Source organism: Streptomyces sp. NPDC048197, assembly GCF_043202395.1.
In the GTDB taxonomy this organism is placed as follows: domain Bacteria; phylum Actinomycetota; class Actinomycetes; order Streptomycetales; family Streptomycetaceae; genus Streptomyces; species Streptomyces siderophoricus.
In genome coordinates this window covers 206,648-228,318 of sequence record NZ_JBIDAJ010000008.1, presented here as the reverse complement: position 1 = coordinate 228,318, position 21,671 = coordinate 206,648, and the positions used below count along the sequence as shown (strand labels likewise).

The 21,671-nt window shown below is 68.1% G+C and carries 25 protein-coding genes; 17 read left to right on the top strand and 8 right to left on the bottom strand.

Annotated features, from left to right (window positions below):
• The first annotated feature begins 61 nt into the window (after nt 1-61).
• From ACGF4C_RS14430 to ACGF4C_RS14410, 5 genes are all read left to right on the top strand, one after another.
• Nucleotides 62-601 carry a 2'-5' RNA ligase family protein gene (locus tag ACGF4C_RS14430; protein WP_393566257.1) on the top strand — a complete coding sequence of 180 codons (540 nt, stop codon included), beginning with the start codon at nt 62-64 and terminating at the stop codon, nt 599-601.
• The gene (locus ACGF4C_RS14425; protein ID WP_393566256.1) at nt 594-725 is read left to right on the top strand and encodes a hypothetical protein; all 132 of its coding nucleotides are present in this window, start codon (nt 594-596) and stop codon (nt 723-725) included. Before ACGF4C_RS14430 ends, ACGF4C_RS14425 begins: the two co-directional genes overlap by 8 nt.
• A 60-nt stretch (nt 726-785) precedes the next feature.
• Nucleotides 786-2,084: an erythromycin esterase family protein gene (locus ACGF4C_RS14420; protein WP_393566254.1), complete on the top strand. Its 1,299-nt coding sequence runs from the start codon at nt 786-788 to the stop codon at nt 2,082-2,084.
• Nucleotides 2,085-2,381: 297 nt separating this feature from the next.
• The gene (locus ACGF4C_RS14415; RefSeq protein WP_393566253.1) at nt 2,382-2,939 is read left to right on the top strand and encodes a hypothetical protein; all 558 of its coding nucleotides are present in this window, start codon (nt 2,382-2,384) and stop codon (nt 2,937-2,939) included.
• A 96-nt stretch (nt 2,940-3,035) separates the two neighbouring features.
• Nucleotides 3,036-3,356: a hypothetical protein gene (locus ACGF4C_RS14410; protein WP_393566252.1), complete on the top strand. Its 321-nt coding sequence runs from the start codon at nt 3,036-3,038 to the stop codon at nt 3,354-3,356.
• Between the two features lie 230 nt (nt 3,357-3,586).
• Here ACGF4C_RS14410 and ACGF4C_RS14405 read toward each other — a convergent pair whose 3' ends face one another.
• Nucleotides 3,587-4,879, bottom strand: coding sequence for a hypothetical protein (locus ACGF4C_RS14405; RefSeq protein WP_393566250.1), 1,293 nt, complete (start codon nt 4,877-4,879; stop codon nt 3,587-3,589).
• A 550-nt stretch (nt 4,880-5,429) separates the two neighbouring features.
• Between ACGF4C_RS14405 and ACGF4C_RS14400 the strand changes: the two genes are divergently transcribed.
• Nucleotides 5,430-5,780: a peptidoglycan-binding protein gene (locus tag ACGF4C_RS14400; RefSeq protein ID WP_393566249.1), complete on the top strand. Its 351-nt coding sequence runs from the start codon at nt 5,430-5,432 to the stop codon at nt 5,778-5,780.
• 76 nt (nt 5,781-5,856) lie between these two features.
• Here ACGF4C_RS14400 and ACGF4C_RS14395 read toward each other — a convergent pair whose 3' ends face one another.
• Nucleotides 5,857-6,009: a hypothetical protein gene (locus ACGF4C_RS14395; protein ID WP_393566248.1), complete on the bottom strand. Its 153-nt coding sequence runs from the start codon at nt 6,007-6,009 to the stop codon at nt 5,857-5,859.
• A gap of 109 nt (nt 6,010-6,118) precedes the next feature.
• On the opposite strand from ACGF4C_RS14395, the gene ACGF4C_RS14390 reads away from it, so the two are divergent.
• Complete coding sequence (locus tag ACGF4C_RS14390; RefSeq protein ID WP_393566246.1) at nt 6,119-7,150, top strand: hypothetical protein; 1,032 nt, start codon at nt 6,119-6,121, stop codon at nt 7,148-7,150.
• Between the two features lie 132 nt (nt 7,151-7,282).
• On the top strand, nt 7,283-7,696 hold the full coding sequence (locus ACGF4C_RS14385; RefSeq protein ID WP_393566244.1) for a cytidine deaminase family protein: 414 nt from the start codon (nt 7,283-7,285) through the stop codon (nt 7,694-7,696).
• A 489-nt stretch (nt 7,697-8,185) separates the two neighbouring features.
• Here ACGF4C_RS14385 and ACGF4C_RS14380 read toward each other — a convergent pair whose 3' ends face one another.
• A complete protein-coding gene (locus ACGF4C_RS14380; RefSeq protein WP_393566242.1) occupies nt 8,186-8,806 on the bottom strand; it encodes a TetR/AcrR family transcriptional regulator in 621 nt (206 codons plus the stop codon).
• 105 nt (nt 8,807-8,911) lie between these two features.
• Between ACGF4C_RS14380 and ACGF4C_RS14375 the strand changes: the two genes are divergently transcribed.
• Complete coding sequence (locus ACGF4C_RS14375) at nt 8,912-9,595, top strand: DUF998 domain-containing protein (protein WP_393566240.1); 684 nt, start codon at nt 8,912-8,914, stop codon at nt 9,593-9,595.
• A gap of 91 nt (nt 9,596-9,686) precedes the next feature.
• Entirely contained in the window at nt 9,687-9,899 is a 213-nt protein-coding gene (locus ACGF4C_RS14370) for a DUF4287 domain-containing protein (protein ID WP_362135871.1), read from the top strand.
• A gap of 307 nt (nt 9,900-10,206) precedes the next feature.
• Here the strand turns inward: ACGF4C_RS14370 and ACGF4C_RS14365 are convergent, their stop codons facing one another.
• Together ACGF4C_RS14365 and ACGF4C_RS14360 are read right to left on the bottom strand one after the other, a co-directional pair.
• Nucleotides 10,207-11,535 (bottom strand): GNAT family N-acetyltransferase, encoded by a 1,329-nt coding sequence (locus ACGF4C_RS14365; protein WP_393566238.1) that lies wholly within the window; start codon nt 11,533-11,535, stop codon nt 10,207-10,209.
• 341 nt (nt 11,536-11,876) lie between these two features.
• Nucleotides 11,877-12,530: a TetR/AcrR family transcriptional regulator gene (locus ACGF4C_RS14360; protein ID WP_393566236.1), complete on the bottom strand. Its 654-nt coding sequence runs from the start codon at nt 12,528-12,530 to the stop codon at nt 11,877-11,879.
• 131 nt (nt 12,531-12,661) lie between these two features.
• Here ACGF4C_RS14360 and ACGF4C_RS14355 point away from each other — a divergent pair, with 131 nt between their 5' ends.
• The 6 genes from ACGF4C_RS14355 to ACGF4C_RS14330 all read left to right on the top strand — a co-directional run bounded on the left by ACGF4C_RS14355 (nt 12,662) and on the right by ACGF4C_RS14330 (nt 17,746).
• Nucleotides 12,662-13,624: an alpha/beta hydrolase gene (locus tag ACGF4C_RS14355; RefSeq protein WP_393566234.1), complete on the top strand. Its 963-nt coding sequence runs from the start codon at nt 12,662-12,664 to the stop codon at nt 13,622-13,624.
• Nucleotides 13,625-13,634: 10 nt separating this feature from the next.
• Entirely contained in the window at nt 13,635-14,615 is a 981-nt protein-coding gene (locus tag ACGF4C_RS14350; protein WP_393566232.1) for an aldo/keto reductase, read from the top strand.
• 15 nt (nt 14,616-14,630) lie between these two features.
• A complete protein-coding gene (locus tag ACGF4C_RS14345; protein WP_393566230.1) occupies nt 14,631-14,933 on the top strand; it encodes a hypothetical protein in 303 nt (100 codons plus the stop codon).
• Nucleotides 14,930-15,100: a hypothetical protein gene (locus tag ACGF4C_RS14340; protein WP_393566228.1), complete on the top strand. Its 171-nt coding sequence runs from the start codon at nt 14,930-14,932 to the stop codon at nt 15,098-15,100. The genes ACGF4C_RS14345 and ACGF4C_RS14340 overlap by 4 nt, the downstream gene beginning before the upstream one ends.
• A gap of 79 nt (nt 15,101-15,179) precedes the next feature.
• Nucleotides 15,180-15,959, top strand: a complete 780-nt coding sequence (locus ACGF4C_RS14335; protein ID WP_393566227.1) for an NAD(P)-binding domain-containing protein — start codon at nt 15,180-15,182, stop codon at nt 15,957-15,959.
• Between the two features lie 278 nt (nt 15,960-16,237).
• The gene (locus ACGF4C_RS14330; RefSeq protein WP_393566225.1) at nt 16,238-17,746 is read left to right on the top strand and encodes a pentapeptide repeat-containing protein; all 1,509 of its coding nucleotides are present in this window, start codon (nt 16,238-16,240) and stop codon (nt 17,744-17,746) included.
• Nucleotides 17,747-17,893: 147 nt separating this feature from the next.
• Here the strand turns inward: ACGF4C_RS14330 and ACGF4C_RS14325 are convergent, their stop codons facing one another.
• Nucleotides 17,894-18,310: a DUF6463 family protein gene (locus ACGF4C_RS14325; protein ID WP_393566224.1), complete on the bottom strand. Its 417-nt coding sequence runs from the start codon at nt 18,308-18,310 to the stop codon at nt 17,894-17,896.
• A 132-nt stretch (nt 18,311-18,442) separates the two neighbouring features.
• Between ACGF4C_RS14325 and ACGF4C_RS14320 the strand changes: the two genes are divergently transcribed.
• Complete coding sequence (locus tag ACGF4C_RS14320; RefSeq protein WP_393566223.1) at nt 18,443-19,072, top strand: TetR/AcrR family transcriptional regulator; 630 nt, start codon at nt 18,443-18,445, stop codon at nt 19,070-19,072.
• A 137-nt stretch (nt 19,073-19,209) separates the two neighbouring features.
• On the opposite strand, the gene ACGF4C_RS14315 is transcribed toward ACGF4C_RS14320, so the two are convergent.
• On the bottom strand, nt 19,210-19,824 hold the full coding sequence (locus ACGF4C_RS14315) for a DUF3995 domain-containing protein (RefSeq protein WP_393566221.1): 615 nt from the start codon (nt 19,822-19,824) through the stop codon (nt 19,210-19,212).
• Between the two features lie 235 nt (nt 19,825-20,059).
• Nucleotides 20,060-21,574, bottom strand: coding sequence for a beta strand repeat-containing protein (locus ACGF4C_RS14310; RefSeq protein ID WP_393566219.1), 1,515 nt, complete (start codon nt 21,572-21,574; stop codon nt 20,060-20,062).
• Nucleotides 21,575-21,671: the final 97 nt, after the last annotated feature.

Below are 21,671 nucleotides of genomic sequence, written 5' to 3'. Positions count from 1 at the left end.
CCACAGCACAGCTGCCTCGTAAGTGCCGTCGCCAGCCTCTGAGATGGCAACATGCCGTGGCATGGCAGACCACAGCACGAGTAGGTTTCAGGCGGGCCAGACAGGACTCATCGTCAGGATCCCGGAAGCAGAGCCGGCCGTCCGCGCATGGCGTGAGCGGTTCGATCCGTCAGCCCGAGCCGGGGTTCCCGCACACATCACGGTGCTTTTCCCATTCCTCGACGAGAGCCGAACAGATCAGGGTGCCTGCTCGGCTCTGACTGACATGCTCGGCAGGCAGCATGCCTTTGACCTGCGATTTGAAAGCTGCGGGCGGTTTCCGGGTGTGCTGTTTCTCCGTCCTGAGCCAGACATGCGGTTGCGGCGACTCACCGAGGTGCTCACTCACCGGTGGCCCGAAGCTCCTCCCTACGGAGGCAAGTTCACCGAAGTCGTGCCCCACCTGACCATCGCCGACGGCCAGGACGACGCTGTCCTGGAGGAGATCGAGGCCGACCTCCTCAGCCAACCACCCTTCACGTCCCGGGTCTCGTCAGTTGACCTCCTGGTGTATGACGGCGCGAAGTGGCAGGACCGGGCGTCGTTCGCGCTCCATGGTTGAAGCGTCTGTGCGGACCGTCGCCGGCGCCGCCCTGATGAGGAGCTCACTGCGCCGCCAACAGCCGGCTGCGCCCCAATTCCGGCCGCTGACCCGCCAGTTGCTGACCGTCGCGCTGCTGTCCTGACTGCCGCCTTACCAACGAGCCCCGCCCCCAGCCTGAGCGCCGACTGCTAGGGTCGCGATCATGGGCACCAGTCATCCACTCACCCTCGCCGAATGGACAACCCGCAACGCAGTCCGTCTCACCGCCGACGATCCCAACGCCCCGTTCGACGACCTGGTGGTGCTGCACCGACTCGTCGGCGATGCGCGAGTGGTCGCTCTCGGCGAGAACTCCCACCAGATACGCGAGTTCGGGCTGCTGCGCGAACGCATACTGCGTTTCCTGGTCCAGGAGTGCGGATTCACCGTCTACGCCGTGGAGTTCGGCGCTTCCTCCGGGCGGGCCGTCGATGCCTGGGTGCAGGGTGGGAACGGCGACCTCGACACGTTGCTCACGCCTCATCCGGACGGCTATCCGGGCCAGTCCGCCGAGGGCCGCGACGCCATACGGTGGCTGCGCTCCCACAACGCCACGGCAGCGTACCCGGTCCGCTTTGCCGGCCTCGACATCCCGGCAGCCGGCGGCTCGCTGACGCCCGCACTGGAGCCGGTCGCCAGTTACCTGACCGACGTCGATCCCGGCGCGGCACACTATGCCCGTACCGCCCTGAAACTGGCGGAGCCGCTCACGGGTGGCTCGGGCCTCGTCTCCGCCCACGCCCGCCTCGCCCTCGGCCCCGAGCCGCAGGACCGGCTCTCGGCAACGCTCGGCCGGCTGCTCAACCGCGTCACGGCCATGCGCGAGATCTACGTCCAGCGCAGCGGACACCACGCCTACGAACGCGCTCTCTCGGACGTCTGGGCAGCCTGGCGCACCGACCAGATGCAGCGCGCGATGTCCGAACTGCTCAGCGGCACACCGGACGCCGCCGATCTCGCCGCCCGCGACCGCTACCTGGCCGACAGCCTGCTGGAGCTGCTCGACCAGTCCGCACCGGGCACCCGCATCGTGGTCGCCGCGCACAACGCCCACATCCAGCGCACCGCAAGCCCCGAAGGCAGTCCGCTTCCCCGTATTCCCATGGGGCACGCCCTCGCCCAGCAACTCGGAACGGACTACGTGTCCGTGGCCCTGACAAGCGGCGGCGGCCGGACCGTGCAGAACGTGCCCGATCCCGCACATCCCGCCGGGATGCGCCAGTCCGCAGCCGACGCCCCGACGGCGATCCCCGACAGCCTGGAGGCCCTGTTCGTGGGGGTGCCGGAGGCACCAGCACTGGTGGACCTCCACGCACTGCGCGCACACTCCCGGGACCACGACCTGCCGGAGCCCACCTGCATCCGCATGGACGACGGCTTCCTTCCCGTTCCCGCCCTGGACGCCTACGACGCAGTGCTCAGCGTGCCCCGCACCACGCTCACAGCGGACCTCGGCGAGTAACCCCGGCGCGCCGAGGCCAGCCATCCGGGCAGGTGGATCATCAGTGGTTGCGGCGTGGCGGTGTTCAGCCTCGGTCTGCTCCCGGCCGGACGGCGGGGCCCGGGCTACGGCCGAGGCAACTGCCGCTTGGTTCGCCCCGGTGTGCAGGCAACCATCCGAACGTAGTCCCTCAGTCCATCGTCTCGCAGCATGACGGCGGTTCCCCCGCGCGGCTGACCACGTCGTCCAGGTCTCGTACCAGGTGGCTGTCTGAGACAGCCACGCAGGACGATGGAACGCTGCGCGGAGCGCGTGAAGATGGCTGACATGAGCATTCGGTCGAACCCGCCCACTGTTGTCACCTCCGCAGCGCCGGCTCCTCGTTGGGCGGTATGCGCCGCGCATTTGACGACGTTGGTGGTCCTGCCGAGCGGCCTGTGGCGCATCCTCTTGGTGCTCGGATACCCGGCTGGATACAGCGATGCAGGCTTCGCCGGCTTCGAGACGGTGGGGGCGAAGGTGTGGATGCTGACACTCAGCGTCCTCTGCGAGCTGGGCGCCTTCCTGACGATCGGTCTGGTACGGCCGTGGGGCGAGGTCGTGCCTGGCTGGGTACCGTTGATCGGAGGGCGAAGAGTCCGTCCCCTGGCCGCCGCCGTCCCTGCCGCTTTCAGCGCGGTCGCGCTCACCCTGCTCTGGGCCAATGTCCCGTGGTGGTGGACATACCCACACACTGACATGACGCCTGCCGGGAACCTCGTCGTCGGCATTCTCTACCAACCCTTGGTCCTCTGGGGCCCGCTACTCGCTGCCGTCACCCTCTCCTACTACCGCCGCCACCGCTCGCCGAGTCGCCGGGCAACGCCTGCTGAGTGACTGCCTGGCCTTGGGGAGAAGGCCCAGCAGAAGACCAGTAACGCAGCCAGGCGGTCCGTCCCCGGCTTATTCCTCGCCGTCGGTGTCGCCTGCCTCGTGGCCGCGACTGCCGGCGGCCACCTCGCTCTCGGCCTGGTGACGTTCGGGATCCTGGCGGTCTGCAGTCTTGCCTTAGTGCTGCTGGGACGCCGGAGCGAGACCTATCAGGGCCTCACCGCGAAGGCTCCCGACGAGCGCTTCGCCCGGATCGGAGGATGGGCCTGGGCCGGCACGGGCATCGTGCTCACCGTGGGGAATCTCAGCGCCTTCATCGGTGAGCTGGCATCCGGAAGAAGCGGCGATCCGTACTTCTGGTTCGTGGCCACCGCCGCCATCACCTACATCGCGTTCGTCGCCCTCTTGTCTCGGCGTACCTGAGAAGCCATCACCTCGAACGGCTCACCACGACATGTCCGACCAGGCAACGCCATCGACCTGGTCACCTGAGGTCGGTGCCGGGCGAGGTTGAGCGGGCGAGGGCAAGGGCAGACAACATCATTCCGCGGGGCGAGTACTGGGCAGCAGCTCAGGAATGCCCGCGCGATGCACCTGAACGCCGTACGACCATCACTTCCTGCGCTCCGTCCGGTTCGGGCCGGTGCTCGGTGTCACACCAGGTCCGGCTTCCAGATGACCCGGTCGGGATAGACATGGGCGGTGGGAGACAGCTCGTAGGAGCCGGCAGTGGCTTCTTCAGCGAGTACCCAGCCAACCCCCTGATAAGCGAAGGGCGTCTGGTTGCGGGGCGCAGTGCACTGCCTGGGATCAGTGATGAGGGTCTTACCTGCCGGGACGCTGAGCTTCTGGGGGTGGGGCGCGTTCGGGCACCGGTGGAACTTGCTGGCTTGGGCGTACTCCAGATGAGCCCTGACCGTGGCCTCTGCCCGGCTACGGTTGGTGATCTTCAAGGCGAAGGAGACGCGGTCGCTCTCGACACGTGTGCACACCCGCCACATGATCGCATCCGGACCCTGAAAGGGCGCACTGCACCGACTGTCCTCACCCAGGGCTCCCTTCTCCATGCCGGGGGGCGACATACTGGCTTCCGCAAGAGTTCCCTGCGCGGGAGGGACCGCGCCGGTTGGCTGCAGCCTATGGGGGGCGTCGCTTTCGGCACCTGATTCAGTGCTCTCGCCCTCGTCGGACGTCGCCACTACGAGGGCGGTGATGAGGGCCGCAGCGGTGACGACAACAGCAACAGCACTGCCCAATGCCTTGCCCCATCCGTGCCGTTCGCGCCGTGGCCACTGCCTCCCGTCAGGCCGGGGCGCGCCGTGCGAGTTGCCACTGGTGGTCAGCGGCGGCGAGGCGGAAGCATCCTGCCCGTTCGTGCCCGTGGAGGACGCGATCGGCGTGGCACAGCCGGTGTGTGCCCGGGACGAGTTGGGAGTGCCTTGAGATTCTGCGGCTGCCGAAGGTACGGCCATTGAGGTGGGGCTGCTATCCGGTTCCCTATTTCCGCTCGGGTCGGCCTCGCGTGTGAGGCTCGCAAGGACCTCGTCTCGCCAGCGAATTCCGCCTTCGTTTTTGAGGCGACGCGAAAGGTCGGCGATTTCGGTGCTGATCCGGGGTAGTTGCGCGGCGCTGTGACACGCCTTTTCCGAAAGAACGCGGGCGATGGCCGCGCTGTCCTCTTCGCTGGGAAGCCTGTTTCGCTTCCTGCCCACGAGGAGTTGATCACGACCCTTGAGCCAGTATGCCAGCAAAGGCTCATCGATCTTCTTTCGGTTCCGGCCCAGGCCTTCCAGTTCTCTTCTGCCCCTCTCCAGTTCCGCGATCAGGCCTGCGCGTGTGGGCCGCTTGTCGATGTCGGTCGCTTGCCCGACCGTTGCTGCCCACGCGTCCAGGGCCTGGACTAAAGCACGTGCCAGCTCCGTGAAGAGCACGGTCGGTTCACCCACAAAAGCCTCCGGCTGGTGAGTTCTCGTTGCGGTGCAACAGAAGGAGCAGCAGGTTACGGCGGTGCAAGTTGCAGTGCAAAAGGTGACGCTGCTGAAGCCCTGACCTGGACCTTCGCACCGGGCAAGGTGTCTTTCGGCGGTACGGGCCCGGCAGCACCGGCCTCGCCAGAGCACTGAGCGGTGCTTGTGCCGGAGGGCCCGTTTACCTCCGACCCACCGCACCCGCTCACGGTCACAGTACGAACCAATCAGGAAGGAACTGATCATGTGGAACAAGTGCCAGCGCTGTAAGGGAGATGGGAAGTGCACCACCTGTGACGGCTCCGGCTACCGGGGCGTGTGGAAGTGCGACAGCTGTCGCGGAAGCGGCGACTGCAAGGCATGTGATGGCCGCGGCTGACCGAGCCGTCGCACTCCGCCAGCCCCGGAATTTCATCTCGGCCACCGGCGCGCAGCCGTGACCACACCATTCTCCCTCGCCGGAGCAGATTTCCTGGCTTGGCGAATCGACCGACCAACGCATTTCCCCCTCAACGTGAAAGGAATACACATGAGAAAGCGTATGGCAACCGCTCTGAGCATCACCGCGCTCACGGCGTCGCTGGCTGTCGGAGCAGCACCGAACGCCTTTGCCGCGCGCTCCTACGCCTGCCACTACGCCAGCACTGAGCCCGTGCTTTCGCGTGGTGATAGGGGTGCCGTCGTAAAGCAGCTCCAGTGCGAGCTCAACAACTCGATTCTGGGTGAACGCCTGGCCGTCGACGGCACCTTCGGCAGCGGTACCGCAGCCAAGGTGAAGTACTTCCAGAGGTGCGAGGGCCTCAGGGCCGACGGCATCGTCGGCCACAAGACATGGGCCCGACTCAACCACTGGACGTCGTCCGGCGGATTCGGCTGCTAGACACCCCCACAGCGGCTCCGGGCGGCGATGCTGCCCGGAGCCGTCGGGGGCCGAGTGCGAGCCCTGCCCCGGACGGTCACGCTGTCGCCTCTCTCAGTCCCCATGCTCGTCTGCCAGAGAACTGACCGGCCAGGGCTTGCCGATGACGGGCCCAGCCGATGAAGAAGCTGAGCTGGTCGATCGCCATGGTCAGGGTGGTCAGTGCCTTGAAGTCATAGTGCTTCGCCACCTCGGCGTAGCGTTCGTCGAGAAACGCTCTCCGGGCCGTAACGGGGGGGGTGGCAGTCGCCTTCTACCGGGAACCGCCCCGCACAACGGAGACGTCGGGCACAGACGTGATGGAAACGACGCCCGCACTGCCCGCCCACCACCCCCAACTGATCTCCGACCTGTCGGGAATCGTCAGCGACTACCCCTACGTGGACCCTGAATCGACCCTCGCCCTCCTCGCCGACGACGCAGCGGCGTCGCTCGACAGCAACGGCACTCCAGAAGTCCGCCAGGAGCGGGCCGGGTACGCGGTCCTCCTGTATGCCACCTGCTGGTATCTCTCCGCACGCATCTTCAGCAAGTCCCTGTTCACGTCGTACACGGCGGTCCTTGAGGGATTCCGTTCCACGCTCGACCCCGCCTCCTGCACCTGCCCGGCCGGCAGTCACCCCGTGGACCTGGACTCGGAGTACGGGATCGAGGCCGGGGTGAGCATGCTGACCGCGGCCGGGCGGGCTGCATTCGCCGAAGACAGCGGGCTCAAGGACGACGACCTGGCGGCGTTCGACTGCGAGGGATTTCTCGCGGACCTCGTCGACCGGGCCGTGAACCGCATGCGTGAGGCGGACCGGGAGATCTTCGGCGCTATCGATGTCTCCCCTCTCGATGCACGGTTCGTCCGCGACGACGGCGGTCTCGACGTCGTCGCCATGCAGGAGGCGATCCGGCGGTCCTGGGAGGACAACACTGGCCCGGTCGCGTTGTGGTCCGCCCGCCGCTGGCTCTCCGGGCAGGTGCGGGACGAGGAGCGGATCGGCCTGTTCCTGTGCATGTGGATGGGCATCGACCAGACATACGAAGGGCTGCCGCCCTCGTACGCCCGTGACTTGGCCGCCGCTCTTGCAACCATCGACCTGGATGCCTCCTGCGAGCACCCTCAGCATCCCTGGTCCGCCGCCGACTCCACCACCGATGACCGGTACCGCGCGGTGGTCCACCTGTATGCCCCGGAGGACCACCCGGGCACTCCCGTGCCCACGAGGCTCTCCGCCCGCGAACTGTGGGAGTGCCCGGTGCAATACGCCGAGTTGGCTCGCACGGGACTGGAGGACCTCGATGACTGGCGCGTCATGCGTGGGGGCGAGGACTGGGAGGACTGAGCGGGGCGGTGCGCCACAAGGCCACACCACCCGCCGCCACATCACCTGGCGGAAAACTCAACCGTAGATATTCGGTTGCGCCCTCTCGTCCCACGCGCCAACGTCGCCTGACACCCGACGAAGGCGGAGAAGATGACCACGCAGACCCATCACGTCGACCATGAACTCATCCAGGCCGCGGCTGAAGTCGCACGCACGCGCTGCCGGGGCGACAACCACACCATGGCGGCCGCAGCCCGTGCCCAGGACGGTCGGATCATCACCGCGGTGAACGCCTATCACTTCACAGGAGGCCCCTGCGCTGAGCTGGTCCTCATCGGTGCGGCAGCCGCCCGAGGAGCCTATGAGCTGGACACCATCGTCGCCGTGGGCGACCGCGACCGCGGGGTGGTTCCCCCTTGCGGTCGATGCCGCCAGGTCCTTCTCGACTACTTTCCCGCCCTCAAGGTCATCGTCGGCAAGGACGACCGCACCCGAACGGTCCCTATCACCGACTTGCTGCCCGAAAGCTACGTCTGGGCCGACCACCAGCTGGAGGCCGAGTAAACCCCGTCACTCAGCACGGGCTGACACCGCCGGCTGGCAACAGGACGAACGTTCCCTGATGCGGAACCAGGCCGTTTCGTTTGGCCCACCAAGCACACCAGAGGAAGCCGCCCGACGAACGAGGCAGCCCGGCCGTCATGCCGAGTCCCACCAGAACGACCAGGAGGCCCGCCCCCCGAGGTCCGCCGCGTACTCGGGGTACGGGGTGGGCGGGTCATCGACGATGTTCGAGCCGACACTCGTCCAGGCCGAACCGGCCCGTCTCAGTGAGTGCCTCCGACGACACCCCCTCGGGCCCCACCAGCGTGCAGTTCACCGTCGGCAACCGAACCTCACCATTCACCACCTCGAAGTCGTTTGAGGAACACGGCGACATCGCGCCGCCTCTCGCAAGTCGGTCTCGGAAGTCCTATGGAAAGGGCGACGGCTGGTCAGGTCAGGCCACGTCCACAGCCACGCGAAGGGCGGCCCGGTTGGGAATCGCTGCGGTCAGCGGTAGGCGGCGAGGAAGGCCTGGACGCCGGCGGCCGCGTAGCGGTCGAGTTCGGCCTGTGTGTGCTGCGGACTTCCGTGGAACATGGCCTTGTTCACGGGGATCCAGAGCAGCAGGCCGGAGAAGTGGTTGGCGGCCAGGTGGGGGTCGGCGATGCGGAGGAGTCCGTGGTCGTCGAGCCGTTGGAAGGTGGTGGCGAGGGTGGCCAGGATGCGTTCGAAGCCCTGCTCGTACCAGGCGGCACCGAGTTGGGGGAACGTGTCGGCGTTGGCGATGATCAGGCGCCGGAGTTGGAGTACTTCGGGCTGGGTGAGGGCGGCCAGGAACTGGTGGGCCAGGCGGGTGAGGTTGTCCTCAAGGGCTTCGGCGTCGGCCGGGATGTCGGCCACCAGGTCAACCATGGCGTCGACGCGGTCGGTGGTGGCAAGGACGATCTCGGTGAACAGCTTCTCCTTGTCGGTGAAGTGCTTGTAGACGGTCTGCTTGGAGACCGCGGCGAGCTTGGCGATGTCGTCCATGCTGGTCCCGGCATAGCCGTTGGCCATGAACGCCCTGGTCGCCGCGTCCATGATCGCGGTGTGCTTGCGTGCCGACCGGCCTTCTTCGCTCGCAGCCATGACCCATCCCCTCATCGGTACTGGACAGTCTAGTTTCTTCGTGGCTACTCTAGCGCCCGGCTCCGAGTGAGTACCACACCGTCTAGTTCTGTTCAGGGGGATTCCATGACTCAGGCCATCGACACTCCGGCCGCTGCCGCCGTCGTCGTCGTATCAGCGAGACGGCCGAAGAGGCGGGCCCTGCTTGCGGGTGGCATCGCGGCCGGTCCGCTGTTCCTGGGTGCCGGCGCAGTCCAGGGCCTTACGCGCGACGGCTTCGACTTCACCCGTAACGCGATCAGTCAGCTCAGCCTGGGCGACCTGGGATGGGTCCAGGTCACGAGCTTCCTGCTCACCGGCGTGTTGGCCATCGCCGGTGCCACCGGAATCCGCCGCACGCTGGCCGGCACGACCGAAGGACGCTGGGCGCCGCGGCTGATCCGCGTGTTCGGCGCCTCGTTCCTCCTCGCCGCGGTATTCACCGCCGACCCGGGCGCCGGATTCCCCGTCGGCAGCCCCGATGCCCCGGCCGCCTCCCTCAGTTGGCACGGCGGGCTCCACATGCTCAGTGCCATGGTGGGCTTCCTCGCCCTGTGCGCATCCTTTCTGATGCTGGCCCGCCACTTCGCCGCCCGGCGACAGCGCGGCTGGGCCCTGGGTTCCCGCCTGGTGCCGCTCGGCGTCCTCGCGGGGTTCGCCGGGTCCTCCGCCACCGTGCTGGCCTTCACTGCCGGAGCCGCCCTCGGGCTGCTGTGGCTGACCGCCATCACCATCCGGCTGGCCACCGCGACCCCGGACGCACTGAACTAGCCACATCCGCCCGGCCGTTGAGCACAAAGACAAGTTGAACACAAAGACAACCAGCGTGAACTCTCCGACGCGAAGAGGTAGGACAACGCCCATGACGACACCGGTGAAGGGCCCCGCCAGCTACTTCCCCTCGATCGAGAAGAAGTACGGCCGGCCGATCGCGGAATGGAAGGAACTCATCCGCACCTCGCCCCTGACCAAGCACATGGAACTCGTCGCCTGGCTCAAGGCCGAGCATGGACTCGGCCACGGCCACGCCAACGCACTCGTCGCCCACACCCTCGCCGAAGGCAGCGGCAAGTAGTCGTTGCCTCTACGCCGCGGGACCTCTCCAGGTCCCGCGGCACGCGTGCACGGCCCCGGTGCTGTTCTTCTCTCCCCTGGCCTCTCCCTTGGCCTCTCCCTTGGCCTCTCTCCTGGACGCTCTCCGGGCCTCTCTCCTTAACCTCGCCCACTCCCCCTTCGCGCGCCAGGGCCTCCGCCCCGACGGGTGACCAGGGCCGATCCCCCACCGCACAGGAAGCAAGCACCGCTGAGGCCCCTGGTAGCCCTGTGGGAGCCCTGTTGGAGCCCTGCCAACAAGACACGTTGCGAGGTTGGCGAGCGCGTGGTCAGAACCAGTGCAGGCAGTGCGGAGGGCGTTCGGCGCGGAAGAGGGCGTCGGCGAGGGTGGCCGCGCCCGGGCTGTGGGCCTGGATGTGTCCGGCACGCACGAGGGTGCTGGGGGCGGTGCCGCCCAGGTAGACCGAGCCCAGGTCGCTGATGTCCAGGGACAGGTCGGGCGCCCGGTCCGTCGGGACGCAGTCGGCCTTGCCGTCGCGGACGGTCAGCAGGTAGCGGTCGCGCTCGCCGAGGAACGGGTCGTCGACGTCGAGGACGAGCTCGCCGTCGGTGGACCAGCCGCGCGCGGTCAGCGCACGCGGGACGTCCAGCAGCCGTACCCAGAGCCAGTCGGTGTCGTCGCTCACCTGGCCGGCGCGGAAGTCCGCGAACTGCCAGCGCAGCGGGTGCTCGGGCGGAACGTGCTTGAACACGACCTGAGTGACCAGGTCGTGTCCGAGCAGGAACCGGGCCAGGGCCGTGAAGACGGTGTCATCGGTGGCGATGGTCTCGTCGACCGTCAGGGTGCCGGACTCGACCGAGTAACTGGCGTAGCCGTCCGGAATGCCGTCGGCGTCCCGGTGGACGGCGACATAGCGCGGCGCCGAAGAGACCGGGGGCTGGCCCGCGCCCAAGTCCCACCAGCGGTGCGGCCTGGAGAGCGCGCCGGGCTGGGCGCGGCGGTACCGGTCGTAGACCTCCTCCAGGATCTCGCCACACTCGGCACGCCGCAGCAGCTCGACCGAGCCGGTGTCCGACCCCGCGTTCGAGCCGGCGTCCAAGCCCGTGTCCGAGCCCATGTCTGGGCCCGTGTCCGAGCCCATGACTGAGCCCATGACTGAGCCCGTGTCCGATCCGGTTGCCGAAGCGCCGGCCGTTCCGCGCGCCCGGGGCGGGGCGAAGGCGGACTGGTGGTGCGGCACGGTCAGCTGCTGCGTGTAGGTCGCCGGTCCGTAGCCGAACCTGCGGTAGATCAAGGCCTCGGAGGCCAGCAGTACGGAGAGGAACTCCCCTCGGGCCCGGAGCTCGGTGAGTTGATGCCGCATCATCGCGCTGAGCACGCCCTGGCGTCGGTGCGAGGGCAGGACGCCGACGGCGGTCACCCCGGCGGCCGGGGCGAGGATCTCACCGGGCAGGGTGAGCTCGAAGGAGTACGCCCCGGCGGTGCCCACGGGCCGCCCGTCCGCCGTCATGGCGAGCAGGTTGCGGTCCATTTCGAGCGCCGACCACCAGAGTCCGCCGCCGCCCTCGGCCGGGCTTTCCGGGAAGCGCCCGAACGCGGCATGGACTGTGTCGACGAAGACGTCGAGGTCCTGGTCGGTCGTAGGACGGATCTCCATTGCTGCTGCAGCCTCCCCGGGGTGCCGGCACCACGCCTCGTGGTGTCCCGCCACAGTGCAACGTCGACCCGTTGGCCAGGTCAAACGAATTACGGCCGGGCCCGCGGACCGGTCCCAGCACAGCCCAGTCACAGCACAGCCCGGTCACAGCACAGCCCGGTCACAACCCGGCCCAGTCATCCCCGGCCCCGAAGGTGAGTTGGGTCGTCGGCGTCGGCGGCGGTGATCCCCAGGCATGAGCGAAGGCTCGACGATCCGGGCGGCCACCCGGCAGGCGCCAGGCAGGCCACCCGGCAAGCGCCAGACCTGCATCGTCACCCCCGGCCGGCCGTGAGGGCAGGTCAGGGGATCTGTGCCTCGATGTGGGCGAGTTGGGCGGCGAGGATCTCCTCGAACGCGGTGCGGCGGTCCGCACCGAGGGGGCGGATGTCGCGGGCGAAGTGGGCCAGGGCGGGGAAGCGTTCGGGGTCGGCACCGAGCACCGCGACGCGGAACTGCTCCATGCCCTGTTCGTACTCCTTGGGGGTAACGGTGCTGATGCCAGCCTCGGAGGAGATCAGCGCGGCGAGCAGGATCACGATGCGGTGGTAGCGCGCCGGGATCTCCTGGTCGGGCAGGCCGGACGTGCGCAGGGCCTGCAGCACCTCCTCCATGACCAACCGGGATCCGGTGCCACCGGACCCATAGCGTCCCCAGATCGCGGCGAGTTGGGGTTGCTCGCCGAAGGCCTCGCGCAGGCACAGGGCCAGGGCGGTGACGCGCTGCTTCCAGTCACCCTCGGGGCGGTAGCTGTCCATGGCGGCCAGCAGGATCCGGTCGGCGACCGCGCGCAGCAGTTCGGTCTTGTTGCGGAAGTGCCGGTAGAGGCTGGAGGAGTCGGTCCCGAGCGCGGCGGCGAGCTTGCGCACGCTGAACGACTCGGCGTCGCTCGTGCGCAGCAGTTTTGCCGCCGTTTCCAGGATCTCCTCGGTCGACCATCGCCTTCGGCCTGTCATTTCGCCCCTCTCGTCGGCACTCAGCCTAACCCATGCACTTGCTGATGCACGCACTGCGTGCATAATGAGGACAACCAGTTGCCCGACCGCAACAACACACCTGGCCCCCAGGCCGGGAGGGAGAAGGAGACATGAACGAGATCACCACCGCGAAGCGGCCGCCGGAGCCGGACTTCTCGGCGATCACGACCGAGGAGCTGATCGCCTACCGCGAAGCGGAGAACCGCTTCCGTGCGTCCAGCGCTGCGCGGGCGTTCACCGGGGAGCCGGACCCCGGCGCCGCGATCGATTGGCAGGAGATCGCGCTGCCCGGCCGCGACCTCCCGGTCCGGGTGTACCGGCCGGCGCCGACGGGCGACGACGAAGCCGCAGCCCGAACCGACCTGCCACTCGTGGTCCATGTCCACGGAGGCGGCTTCGTGGGCACGGCGGTGCAGTGCGACTGGACCAACAGCCACCTCGCCGCCCAACTACCCGCGCTCGTCGTCTCGGTGGAGCACCGCCTCCTCGCCCCCGGCAGCCCGCTCGCGGACGCCGCCGACGACGGCTGGCAGGTACTCGATCACGTGCTGCGGTACGCCGCGCAGTGGGGCGTCGACCCGGCGCGCACCGCCGTCTTCGGCGAGAGCTGCGGCGCGCTGATCAGCGCCCTGACTGCCATCCGGGCCAGGGAGGCCGGCCTGGAGCTCAAGGCGCAGGTACTGGTCAATCCCGCAGTCGACGTGACCGAGACGATGTTCGACTACGCATCGATCGCCGAGTACGCATACAGCCCGACCCTGGCCCTTCCTCAACTGCGGCTCGTCCAGCGGCTCGCCGTCCCGCCGGGAACCGACGCCAGCACCCTCTCGCCGCTGTACGCGGACGACCTGAGCGGACTGGCCCCGGCGCTCGTGGTGGTGCCCACCCAGGACGCGGTCGCCGATCACGGCCGCCGCTACGCCGAGCGGCTGCGCGCGGCCGGGACGTCCGTGCGGCTTTCCGAATACCCGGGCGCGAAGCACGCGTTCCTCACCCTGCCCGGCGTCGAACCCCAGGCGAAGGCAGCCCAGGCGGAGATCCTCCAGTTCCTCCGCGCGGCCCTGACGAAGTGACGGAGGAACGATGCACACCACCACTCTCGGGCAAGACGGCCGCGCGGTCTCCCGGCTCGGCCTCGGCTGCATGAGCATGACCGGCAGTTACGGCACCGCCGACCCGCACGAGGCCGCAGCCACCCTCCTGGAAGCCCTCGACTCCGGCGTCACCCTGTTCGACACCGGCGACTTCTACGGCGACGGAGCCAACGAGGAACTCCTCGGCCAAACCCTCACACCGCACCGCGACCGCGTGGTGCTGGCCACCAAGACCGGCGTCCGTCGCACCGCCGACGGCCTGGTCCCCGCCGGTTCACCTGAGCATCTGCGACGTGCCTGCGAAGCGTCCCTGCGCCGCCTCCGCACCGATCGCATCGACCTGTACTACCTCGCCCGCATCGACCCTGCCGTCCCCGTCGAGGAATCCGTCGGCGCCCTGGCCGAACTGGTCGCCCAGGGCAAGGTGGGCCACATCGGCCTGTCCGAAGTCTCCGCGGCCACCCTCCGCCGGGCCCACGCCGTCCATCCGATCAGCGCCGTCCAAACCGAGTACTCGCTATGGGAACGCCATGTCGAGAACGACATCCTGCCCACGATCCGCAGTATCGGCGCCACCCTGATCGCCTACAGCCCGCTCGGCCGCGGCCTGCTCACCGGGGCCGTCGGCACCACCACGCGCTACGAACCCGGCGACTTCCGCGCCACCGCTCCCCGCTACAACGGCGACGACCTCAAGGCCAACCTGGCCATCGTCGACGCCCTCACCCACCTCGCAGCCGCCAAGAACGCCACCCCGGCCCGGATCGCCCTCGCCTGGCTCCTCACCCGTGGCAGCGACGTCATCCCCATCCCCGGCAGCTCCCGCCGCCCCCATCTGCGCGACAACCTGGCCGCCCTCGACCTGCACCTGACCGCCACCGGCCTCGGCGCCATCGACGCCGCCGTCCCCGATGCCGGGGCCCAGGGAGCCCGATACGGCGACCACGGCATCGGACTGATCGACCAATGAAGGAGAAGCGCCTTGATGACGAAGCCACCCCATGAGCGAGGGGCGCTCGGAGCGATGCCTGGGCCGCTCGGAGCGATGTACGCGGGCCTTGCGCTCACTGTCCTCGCGACGCTCGCCCTGTACGTCGACCGCGGCACCACCCATCTGCTGGCCGACCACATCCGAGCCGGCTATCCCACGTACCCCCGGACGCGGGTCGACTCGGCCGTCACCACCTACCTGACCGTGTTATCCGTCATCGGAGCGGCCGGCGCCCTCGCCTGGCTCGCGACGGCCAGGGCTGTCAAGGCAGGCAAGCGGTGGGCCGCCCCGCCGTGACCGTGATGTTCGTGCTCGGCACCAGCGTCGGGCTGACCGGGCTGCTCACCAGGGACACCTCCGGCGAGACCGGCCTACCGCCGGCGCTCGGCTGGGCCGGGATGATTCCCTGCCTGGCAGGAGCCGTGGCGGTGGCACTGCTCTGGAGAAGACCGCGACTGACGTGACGTCAATTACCTCATCCAGCTCGCACTTGAGAACCAAACAGGCACCATCCCGACCACACAGCCCCGCACCAACACGGGCATGCAGGAGGACACAGTGAAGCGCATCGGCATCATCGGAGTGGGCGAGATCGGGCGGGCCATCGTCGAGGGCCTGCGGCACGGGGGTGGTGCGTCGCCGGAGATTTTCCTCTCTCCGCGAGGAGCCCGCACCGCCGCCGAGTTGTCCGAGCGCTACGAGGCCGTCCAGATATGCACCGACAACCAGGAGGTGGTGGACCGCTCCGAGCTGGTGATCATCGCCGTACGCCGCCAGGGCCACCACGATGCGCTCGCCGGACTGAAGGTCGACAACGACAAGGTCGTGGTCAACCTCATGGCCGGCGTTGCCACGGACGAGCTGCGGCGGACCCTCTCCACCAGCGCCCCGATCGTTCGCGCCATCCCACTGCCCTCGGCACGCGAGCGCCGCTCCGTCACAGTGACCTGCCCGTCCCACCCCGTCGTGGACGCCCTCTTCGAGCAGCTGGGCGGCGCGCTCCCCGTCACGGACGAGGCCGCCTTCAACGTCTTTTCCGCACTGACCGGGACGCTCACCGCCCACTACACCTACCTCGCCACGCTCACCTCATGGGCCGCCGGCCACGGCATCGCCCCCGACGCCGCCGACCGCTATGTGCGCGGTCTCTTCCAGAACGTCGGCCGCTCCCTGGGCGACGAGTCCCGCCCCCTGCACCAACTCGCCGCCGACCACGAGACACCGAAGGGCAACAACGAGCGCATCCGCACCACCTGGTTCGATCCGGCCAACGCCGCAGCCCTCAAGAGGGCCCTGGACGGCCTCCTCACCGATCTGCAGTAGGAGCGCCCGGCAGGGCACGTTCACTTCAGGCGCTTCGTCATGGGGCAGCCGGCGGGGCGACGCTCTGTACGTTGATGAAGGCCGGGGTTCGCGACAGTCGCGGGGGCGTGACCTACGCCGCTGGGAAGAGGATGAGGTCGTACGTCAGGCCCACACGCTCCCGCGTCGCGGGCCCAGGCCCGCGCCTGGCGCAAGCGCCGGCTCAACATCTACGACTGACCGGGCGGCAGTGTCGCACAGCCGCCCGAATCGGGCCGGTCAGGACAAGAATCTTTCAAATGCCCGCGCCCGGCAGGGATTTCGACTGGAATGAGCCGGTGGCATACAAGAAAAACGTACGCGCCGTTCGCGCCGTGCTCGCTGCAGTCGCCGCACTACCAGTTGCTCTGTTCTTTGTCGTCATGTACATATCGCTCATCGAGGCGCTGCTGAAAGGTAGCAAGGTCGCGGCTTGGTGGCTGCTGGTCGAGACCCTTGCCCTCGCTGTCATCATCTTTCTCTTCGTCTGGCTGCGGTACCGGCGCGACCGCCAAATCGGCCTGCTCATCGGCCTGTTGGCGTTAGGCGCGATCTGGCTGTGGGGGCAGCACCTGTGGGATGCCGTCTCTTCGACGGTCGTGCCGCAGTACAAGGGGCTGAAGCCTGCGGAGCACGCACAGGCGGTCGGACAGTACCGGCTCGCCGTCGTTCAGGCCTGCGCTGCCGCTGGCGGTGTGATCGCATTGCTCTACACCGCACGTAACTACCGGCTCATTCGCCGTGGCCAGGTGACGGACCGGCTCTCCAAGGCCCTGGAGCGTCTGGAGTCCACGGAAGAGTTCGTACGCCTCGGCGGTATCCTCGCCCTGCAGCAGATCATCCACGACGCGCCGGCACAGGCCGAGCATGTGACGCACATCGTCCGCACCTTCATCCGCCGTCAGGCGCCGAAGACAGGCCGGAGCACGTCGCAGGGTGGGCAGGCAGCAGCGGCTTCAGGCTTGCTGCTGCCCCCGGGAGGCGCGTCCTCGGGCCCGGAAAGGCCAGCGGCCGATGTCCAGGCAGCGCTGACCGCGCTGAATACCAGACACGCCAAGCTGTATTCGTCCCGCATCGACCTCAGCGGATATCACCTCGCCGGTGCCCATATGGCGCGCCAGAATCTGTATGGGGCGGAGCTGAGCGGAGCAGTGCTGACCCATGCTGTCCTGGTCCGTGCTGCGCTGGGACGAGCACGCCTGGAAAACTGCGATCTTCGGCGAGTGCTGGCTGCGGATTCCCGGTGCAACAAGGCGCAGATGAACGGCGCTGATCTGCGTGCGGCGGTCTTCATCCTGGCAAATATGGTGGCCTGTGACCTCACCGACGCAGATCTGCGCAATGCCGACCTTTCCAAGTCAGATCTGCAGCTGGCAACGTTGGTTGGTGCAAGGTTGTCGGGTGCGCGCCTGGTGAGCACTGACCTGACCAATGCCGACCTGAGGGATGTCAGAGCAGAGGAGGAGCCGGTGTGCCTCGATGGAAGCTGCCTCGACCAAGCACACCTCAACGGAGCGGTATTGCGGAATGCCAGCCTCATCGGGGCGAAGCTACGGAACGCCGACCTTACCGACACAGATCTGACAGGCGCCGATCTGACCGGAGCCGACCTTCGCAGAGCGCGGGGGTTGACGGCAGACCAGTTGCTCGCTGCCGTTTCGATCGACAAGGCACGACTGGACCCAACGCTCCGCGCAGCATGCCGGCACAGGATGCACGGGACCGGCCCTGAGGCTCATGAGCCAGTCGGCCAAGAGGTACAGCCCTGACCTCGGCGTGCAGTCGCAGGCCAGCCGCCTGACGGATTGCAGAACCTCGTCACGATCTCGAGCGCCGCCACCAGAGCACAGAGCACAGAGCACGTCCAGATGCAGTTCATACAGAGGGTGGTCGGGGCCTGGTCGCCACGCGGATTCCTACGGCGTTCGCGCCGCGTCGTCGTGCGGCTCGGCGTTCACGCGGCGGGCGGCGCGGCGGCCGCCGACCAGCAGCAGGATGTTCGCGAGCAGGAGGAGCGGCCAAGGCGTGGTGATGAGGATGACGGCGTCCACCACGCTCAAGATCCCCAGTGTCCACGCGATGAACGGCGGTGGGGTGATGCCGCGGCGGTCCAGCCACAGGACGACCAGGCCGACCACGACGAGTGGCGGGCCGAAGCTCTCCAGAGACAGCCACAGCGCGCTGTTGGCCGGGCTCATATCGGAGAAGCCTTCGCCCCACAGTGCCCCGCTGAACCACTGCCCCGCGTGGCGTGCTGCCCCCTCCATCGTGAGGGCGAGGAGCGTGTGCGCGGCTCCGAAGAGCACTAAGAGCCAGCCGGCACATTTGATCATGTGAATCCCCCAACTGTGGTGAGTGTGGAGCCGCGTGACTTCACACGGTTGTCGTTCGGCCGTGGTCCGGCCACGAAGGCACCAGTTCCGGAACCACTGGTTTCGATACTCTTGGTTTCGTATAGTGCACCCGTGCCTGTGCGAAAGCAAGCCCGCAACCAGGGGGGCCGCCCCCGAGATCACCGCGTCGACGACGCCATCGCCTCCGCCGTTCGAGAGCTGCTGGCCGAGGTGGGATATATGCAGCTCACGATGGCTGAGGTGGCCGCCCGAGCGGGCGTGGGCAAGGCGGCGATCTACCGGCGCCACGCCACCAAACAAGAAATGATCTTTGACGTTCTTCTGCCGGATCAGTTCCTGGCCGTGGCACCCGACCGCGGATCGCTCCGCGCCGACCTGGCCGCCGTGCTCGCCGAGATCGCGGACAGCATGGCCGTTCCGCCGCAGGGGACGATCCCGGGCCTGCTGGCCGATATCCACGCCGACCCCGCACTACGTGACCGGTTCGACCAGAAATACCTCGGAGCCCAGCGTCAGACCCTCACGGAGATCCTGGACCGCGCGACCGCACGCGGCGAACTCACCACCCGCCCCGACCCAGTCACCCTCAACGCCCTCCTGGTCGGCCCCGTCTTCGCCTGGCTGTTCCTGCTGTCCGAATCCCCTGACCAACTCCCCGCCCTGACCGCCGCACTTCTCGACGCGATACTCGCCCTCACCGGTCCCGGTACGCCCGGCGCGCCAGACGTGTCCAGCAGTTAGGCCGTGACGTAAGGCCGGCTCTCAAAGACGAGCGGTAGGGGCGGCTGTCTGCCTGTCTGTCTGAATCATTTGCGGTGGCTCGGTCAGGGGGTCGGCAGAGGCGAACGCACCATGCGTCAGCAGCTGCGCCACAGTCATCAGCCGATTCCGGTGATCATCGATGCCAACGACAGGAGCAACGCGCCCAGCGCCCCCACAGCACCGTAACGTCGCAGCTCACCACTGGCATCCAGTCGGCGGACATGCCGCGTGGTGGCGGCGGCGAAAGCCAGACCGCCGACGATGAACCACGGTCCCCACAGGCATAGATACCAGCGGGTCAGCCCGGCCAAGTCAGGCGCGACAGAGCCGATCCCAAGCTCAACCAGCATTCCATGGGCAACGAAGAGACAACCGTGCCAGACAAGCAGCACCGCCGCGCCGCCACCGCAGAACACCATGAGACGGCCGATCCGTCCGCCGCGTCGGCGGGTCAGGCCGATACCGATCAGGGCCCCAACGACCTTCAGGAGACCGGTCACCCACAAGACAGCCACGAACCACGCCACCCGATCATCAGCGAGCTTCACCAGGGACGGCGACACCGTCGTGCGCGCGCCGAAGGTCATTCCCATCGCCCAGGCAAAACTGGGTACCGCAAACAGGAGCCCCCATACCGCAGCAGCGAGTCCCGGCCATGCGCCCGGTCGAGGCCGGGGTGCCTGGCGCGGGGCCGGACGCGCAGCATCGTCCACAGAAAGCTTGATCGCCATGACTCCATCGTGGCCGGATCGTCGTCGACGAGATCTCATCCGCGCGGATGATCGGCTCCGCCGCAGGAGCTAGCTCGCGACATCCCTGTGCCGGAGGCTGCGACGGAGACTGTGACGCAGCAGGCGCCCGCTCGGACCCGCACCACGCTCCGTAGGCCGGTCCGCGGGTCCGACATCCGGCGACCGGCCCCGGCGGTCAGCGCTGCTGACGGTCCGTCACCATGGTGGCTCAGGCTCAGGACGGGTCGTAGACATAGGGCAGGCCGTTGCTGTTGCCGGCCGGGGTGTGTGCCACGACGTTCACCGTGCCGAGTGCCCCGCCCGGGCTGGTCGCAACGACCTGGCTGTCGGAGATCGTCGCGAACGATGCCGGGACGCCGCCGAAGGTCACCGCGTCGGTGTAGGTGAGGTTGCCGCCGCCCAGCACGATCGCATCGCCGCCGACGTCGGAGCCGTGGGAGGGGGTGAGGCTGGTCAGGAAGGGTGCCCCGAGGTACGTGTAGTACGGGTTTCCGGTGGCCGCGGTGCTGGTCCCGCCCGGGGTGGTGACGGTGACGACGACCGTGCCGGACCCGGCCGGAGCGGTCACGGTCAACTGGTTGTCGGAGACCACGTTGATGCCGGTGGCCGGGTTCGCCCCGAAGTTCACCGCACTGGTGAGCGTCAGGTTGCTGCCGAAGACGGTGACGGTGTTGCCTCCGATGCCCGGGCCGAGGTGGGTGGACAGATCGCTGACGGTGGGTGCCGCGATGTAGAAGTAGGGCAGCGGATTGCTGGTGCCGCTGGCCGTGGTCACGGTGACATTGACCGAGGACGGTGGCCCGGCCGGGGCGATGACGGTGACCTGTGTCGCGGTGTTGGTCAGGATGGTGGCCGGGTTGGTACCGAACTTCACGGAGGTGGCGCCGGTGAGGTTGGTGCCGTTGAGGGTGACGGTGTTGCCGCCGGAGGTAGGGCCGGAGGTGGGATTGCGGCTGCTGAGTGACGGGACGGGCGTGGAGTTGTAGGTATAGGTCAGGGCGTTGCTGTTGCCGCCGGCCGTAGTGACTGTGACAGCGACCGAGGATGGCGACCCGGCCGGCGCAAGGACCGTGATCTGGGTCGCGGTATTGGTGAGGATGGTGGCCGGGTTGGCACCGAACTTCACGGAGGTGGCGCCGGAAAGACTGGTGCCGGTAAGGGTGACCGTGTTGCCGCCCGAGGTAGGACCCGACGTGGGGCTGAGACTGCTGAGAACCGGAGCGGGAGCAGCAACGTAGGTGTAGGTCAGGGCGTTGCTCGTGCCGCCGGCCGTAGTGACGGTGACCGCGACCGAGGACGGCGTCCCGCCCGGCGCAAGGACCGTGATCTGCGTAGCGGTATTGGTGAGAATGGTGGCCGGGTTGGGCCCGAAGAGCACCACAGTCGCACCGGACAGATTCGTGCCGGTGAGGGTCACCGTATTGCCGCCCGACGTGGGGCCCGAGGCGGGGCTGAGACTGCTGAGGGCTGGAGCTTGGGCTGTGGTGTAGGTGAAGAGCACGTTCTGGTTGCTGGTGCCCGTCGGCGCCGTGACCGTGACCTGCACCGTGCCGGTTCCTGCGGGGGTCTTGGCCGTGATCAGGGTGTCGCTCACGATGACGAAGGTGGTGCCGTTGGGGCCGAACCTGACCTGGGTGGCGCCGGTGAAGCCGGAGCCGGTGATGCTGACGCTGGTTCCGCCCGCTGGAGCACCTTGGGCGGGACTGACGCTGGTCACTACGGGGGACATGGGGCTCTTCTCCTTCTCCTGATGCCTGGGCCGGTGTCCCCTGGCCAGTGGTTGTCGACCCGGGCACGGGGGCGGACGTCGTCGCCCGTCCACGTCA

Excerpts from the sequence above, each read along its gene's own strand:
- ACGF4C_RS14310 (WP_393566219.1), bottom strand. The coding sequence starts at position 21,574 with ATGTCCCCCGTAGTGACCAGCGTCAGTCCCGCCCAAGGTGCTCCAGCG.
- ACGF4C_RS14375 (WP_393566240.1), top strand. The coding sequence starts at position 8,912 with ATGACTCAGGCCATCGACACTCCGGCCGCTGCCGCCGTCGTCGTCGTA.
- ACGF4C_RS14360 (WP_393566236.1), bottom strand. The coding sequence starts at position 12,530 with ATGACAGGCCGAAGGCGATGGTCGACCGAGGAGATCCTGGAAACGGCG.
- ACGF4C_RS14345 (WP_393566230.1), top strand. The coding sequence starts at position 14,631 with ATGACGAAGCCACCCCATGAGCGAGGGGCGCTCGGAGCGATGCCTGGG.
- ACGF4C_RS14400 (WP_393566249.1), top strand. The coding sequence starts at position 5,430 with ATGAGAAAGCGTATGGCAACCGCTCTGAGCATCACCGCGCTCACGGCG.
- ACGF4C_RS14390 (WP_393566246.1), top strand. The coding sequence starts at position 6,119 with ATGGAAACGACGCCCGCACTGCCCGCCCACCACCCCCAACTGATCTCC.
- ACGF4C_RS14425 (WP_393566256.1), top strand. The coding sequence starts at position 594 with ATGGTTGAAGCGTCTGTGCGGACCGTCGCCGGCGCCGCCCTGATGAGG.
- ACGF4C_RS14415 (WP_393566253.1), top strand. The coding sequence starts at position 2,382 with ATGGCTGACATGAGCATTCGGTCGAACCCGCCCACTGTTGTCACCTCC.
- ACGF4C_RS14430 (WP_393566257.1), top strand. The coding sequence starts at position 62 with ATGGCAGACCACAGCACGAGTAGGTTTCAGGCGGGCCAGACAGGACTC.
- ACGF4C_RS14335 (WP_393566227.1), top strand. The coding sequence starts at position 15,180 with ATGCAGGAGGACACAGTGAAGCGCATCGGCATCATCGGAGTGGGCGAG.
- ACGF4C_RS14370 (WP_362135871.1), top strand. The coding sequence starts at position 9,687 with ATGACGACACCGGTGAAGGGCCCCGCCAGCTACTTCCCCTCGATCGAG.
- ACGF4C_RS14325 (WP_393566224.1), bottom strand. The coding sequence starts at position 18,310 with ATGATCAAATGTGCCGGCTGGCTCTTAGTGCTCTTCGGAGCCGCGCAC.
- ACGF4C_RS14315 (WP_393566221.1), bottom strand. The coding sequence starts at position 19,824 with ATGGCGATCAAGCTTTCTGTGGACGATGCTGCGCGTCCGGCCCCGCGC.
- ACGF4C_RS14385 (WP_393566244.1), top strand. The coding sequence starts at position 7,283 with ATGACCACGCAGACCCATCACGTCGACCATGAACTCATCCAGGCCGCG.
- ACGF4C_RS14380 (WP_393566242.1), bottom strand. The coding sequence starts at position 8,806 with ATGGCTGCGAGCGAAGAAGGCCGGTCGGCACGCAAGCACACCGCGATC.
- ACGF4C_RS14355 (WP_393566234.1), top strand. The coding sequence starts at position 12,662 with ATGAACGAGATCACCACCGCGAAGCGGCCGCCGGAGCCGGACTTCTCG.
- ACGF4C_RS14350 (WP_393566232.1), top strand. The coding sequence starts at position 13,635 with ATGCACACCACCACTCTCGGGCAAGACGGCCGCGCGGTCTCCCGGCTC.
- ACGF4C_RS14365 (WP_393566238.1), bottom strand. The coding sequence starts at position 11,535 with ATGGAGATCCGTCCTACGACCGACCAGGACCTCGACGTCTTCGTCGAC.
- ACGF4C_RS14420 (WP_393566254.1), top strand. The coding sequence starts at position 786 with ATGGGCACCAGTCATCCACTCACCCTCGCCGAATGGACAACCCGCAAC.
- ACGF4C_RS14330 (WP_393566225.1), top strand. The coding sequence starts at position 16,238 with ATGCCCGCGCCCGGCAGGGATTTCGACTGGAATGAGCCGGTGGCATAC.